This is a genomic window from Aquitalea pelogenes, assembly GCF_041914625.1.
GTDB lineage: Bacteria > Pseudomonadota > Gammaproteobacteria > Burkholderiales > Chromobacteriaceae > Aquitalea > Aquitalea pelogenes.
The window spans coordinates 1-2,880 of sequence record NZ_JAYSDA010000020.1 but is presented as its reverse complement, the minus strand read 5'-3'; the positions used below and the strand labels follow the sequence as shown (position 1 = coordinate 2,880).

Genomic DNA, 2,880 nt, shown 5'->3' with positions numbered 1-2,880 from the left:
ACCTAGTGCGTCTACCAATTCCGCCACCTGGGCACTGCTTTGCTGTATCATTCAGTTGCTGTCTTGCTGCAACGAGATGCGAATTATAAACAAGTTTCTGAGGGTGTCAATGGCCCAATCTGCAAAAAAACAAAAAAACATTCCCCTGCGTTTGCAGGATCCCTTCTTGGAACGAGAAAAACTCAAATATTCCAATCCCTTACCCAGCCGGGAGTTCGTTCTGCAACTTCTGGAAAATAATGGTGTGCCAATGTTCCCGGAAGAACTGGCCGCCATGTTGTCTATCAAGAATACCGAATTGGGCTTCTTTGAGCGCCGCCTGCTGGCCATGGAACGTGAAGGTCAGTTGATCATCAATCGCAAAGGTGCAATTTGTGCCGCTCAAAAGCTGGACCTGATCAAGTGCAAGGTTTCCGGTCACCGTGACGGTTTTGGTTTTGCTCTGCCGGATGAAGGTGAAGGTAGTGGGGTGGATATCTTCCTGCCCGAGCGTGAAATGAAAAAAGTCATGCATGGCGACCGTGTGCTGGTACGTCCTTCTGGCGTTGATCGTCGTGGCCGGCAGGAAGGCAAAATTGTCGAGGTGCTGGATCATGCATTCAGCAAATTGGTAGGGCGCATTCATCAGGAGCGTGGGGTATGGATCGTCACGCCAGAAGATCGTCGTATCCGGCATGAAATTCTCATCGAGCCAGGCAGTGAGAAGGATGCCAAGCACGGCCAGGTGGTGATGGTGGAAATCCTGCAATATCCGGATGCCTACCGACAGCCGGTAGCCAAGGTTGTGGAAGTGCTGGGCAATTATGCTGATCCGGGCATGGAAATTGAAATTGCGCTGCGCAAACATGCCTTGCCGCATGAGTTTCCTGCTGAAGTATTGGCCCAGGCCAAGTCCACGCCCAAGAAAGTACGCAAAAAAGACTTGTCCAAGGATCGTGTCGACTTGCGTCACTTGCCGCTGGTGACCATTGATGGTGAAACTGCGCGCGACTTCGATGACGCTGTCTATGCGGAAAAACAAGGCAAGGGTTTCCGACTGATTGTGGCTATTGCTGATGTCAGTCATTACGTTCAGCCGGGTGATGCCCTGGATAAGGACGCACTGGAGCGAGGAACGTCCGTTTATTTCCCGCGTCGTGTCATTCCCATGCTGCCCGAAGCACTGTCAAACGGCATCTGTTCCTTGAATCCCGATGTCGAGCGGCTGTGCATGGTTTGTGACATGCAAATCAATGGCAAGGGCGAGGTCAAGCGTTACCAGTTCTACCCGGCCGTAATGCTGTCCAAGGCTCGGCTGACTTATACCCAGGTCTGGGACTGGATCCAGCATGGGACCGATAATCCGCTGTTGCCGAACATCCAGACGCTTTACAGTCTGTTCAAGGTATTGCTGGCTGCGCGCGCCAAGCGTGGTGCAATCGAGTTTGACTCGATTGAGACCCAGATGATCTTCAATGAGCAGGGTAAGATAGACAAAATTGTTCCGGTGGTTCGCAACGATGCCCATCGGCTGATTGAAGAGTGCATGCTGGCAGCCAACGTCTGCGCGGCGGACTTCCTGCTCAAGAGTAAGCAAAAATGTCTGTATCGCGTGCATGAAGGCCCTACGCCGGAAAAACTTGAGAACCTGCGCAATTACTTGCAGTTGGTTGGGCTTACTCTTGCGGGTAACGACAAGCCGACAGCCAAGGATTATGCCAAGCTGGCTGAGCAGATTCACGGCCGTCCCGATGCGCCTGTCTTGCAAACCATGTTGCTGCGCTCCATGCAGCAGGCCGTCTATACGCCGGACAATAATGGCCACTTTGGTCTGGCTTATGATGCCTACACGCATTTCACCTCACCGATCCGCCGTTACCCGGATTTGCTGGTTCACCGTTCCATCAAGGCTGTATTGCAGGGCAGCAAATACAAACCCGGCAAGTGGGCCCAGCTGGGTATGCATTGCTCCATGACGGAGCGGCGGGCGGATGATGCCAGTCGTGATGTCGAGTCCTGGCTCAAGACTTACTATATGCAGGACAAGGTAGGCGAGGTATTCGAAGGCAAGATCAGTGCCGTCACCAGTTTTGGCGTGTTTGTGTTGCTGGATGATGTTTATGTGGAAGGCCTGGTGCATATCTCCGAACTGGGCAAGGATTACTTCCACTTCCGCAAGGATATTCAGGCAATCGTTGGTGAAAAGAGCGGGATGTCTTATCGCCTCGGCGATACGCTAACGGTAAAGGTGGTGAGTGCCAATCTGGAAAATGCCCAGGTTGATTTTGCACTGGTACGTGATACAGCACAGCCGGTTTTGGCTTCGCCTGGTGGCAAGCGCGAGAAACCACAGCATGCAAGCCATACTGCTACATCCTCCCGCAAGCAGAGCAATCATGGTGGGCGTAGTCGGAATCAGCATGGCAAACATGCTGCCAGCCGACAAGATAGTGTCGCTGCTGTTCCGCAAGCGGCGTCGGCAGCATCCGGCAAGGCAAGGAATCAGCGTAAACCGGTAGCGGTGCCAACGCTGGTTGATCCTCGACCGCCTGTGAAAGGTGAGCCAGCGAAGACGACAGCCGCACGACGCAAGCCTGCGGGAAGTTCCGTCGCTGCGCAGTCTGCGGGGGATGCCGTTGTACCTGCTCCGCGTTCGCGCCGTAAGCCGGCTGCAAGTTCTGAGGCAGCGGTACCATCTGCACCGCGCGGCCGTAGCCGAAATACCAAGAAGCCGGACAGTCAGTAAGCTGTCATGAGGACTGCCCTCTCTGGTATCAGAAATGGCTGACTCAGCAAAAAGCCCGGCTCAGCCGGGCTTTTTGCTGCCTGTGTCGGTGCTGGGGCCAGCTTTTTGCGCCAGTTTTCACCGTCGGTCGGCGCCGGAAGGGATGTGAGTCGAGC

The 2,880-nt window shown here is 54.2% G+C and carries 1 protein-coding gene; it reads left to right on the top strand.

Going from position 1 to position 2,880, the window contains the following annotated elements; all coding sequences use genetic code 11:
* Positions 1-109: 109 nt before the first annotated feature.
* On the top strand, positions 110-2,725 hold the full coding sequence (gene rnr / locus ACE3SE_RS14965; protein WP_374556378.1) for a ribonuclease R: 2,616 nt from the start codon (positions 110-112) through the stop codon (positions 2,723-2,725).
* Positions 2,726-2,880 lie beyond the last annotated feature (155 nt).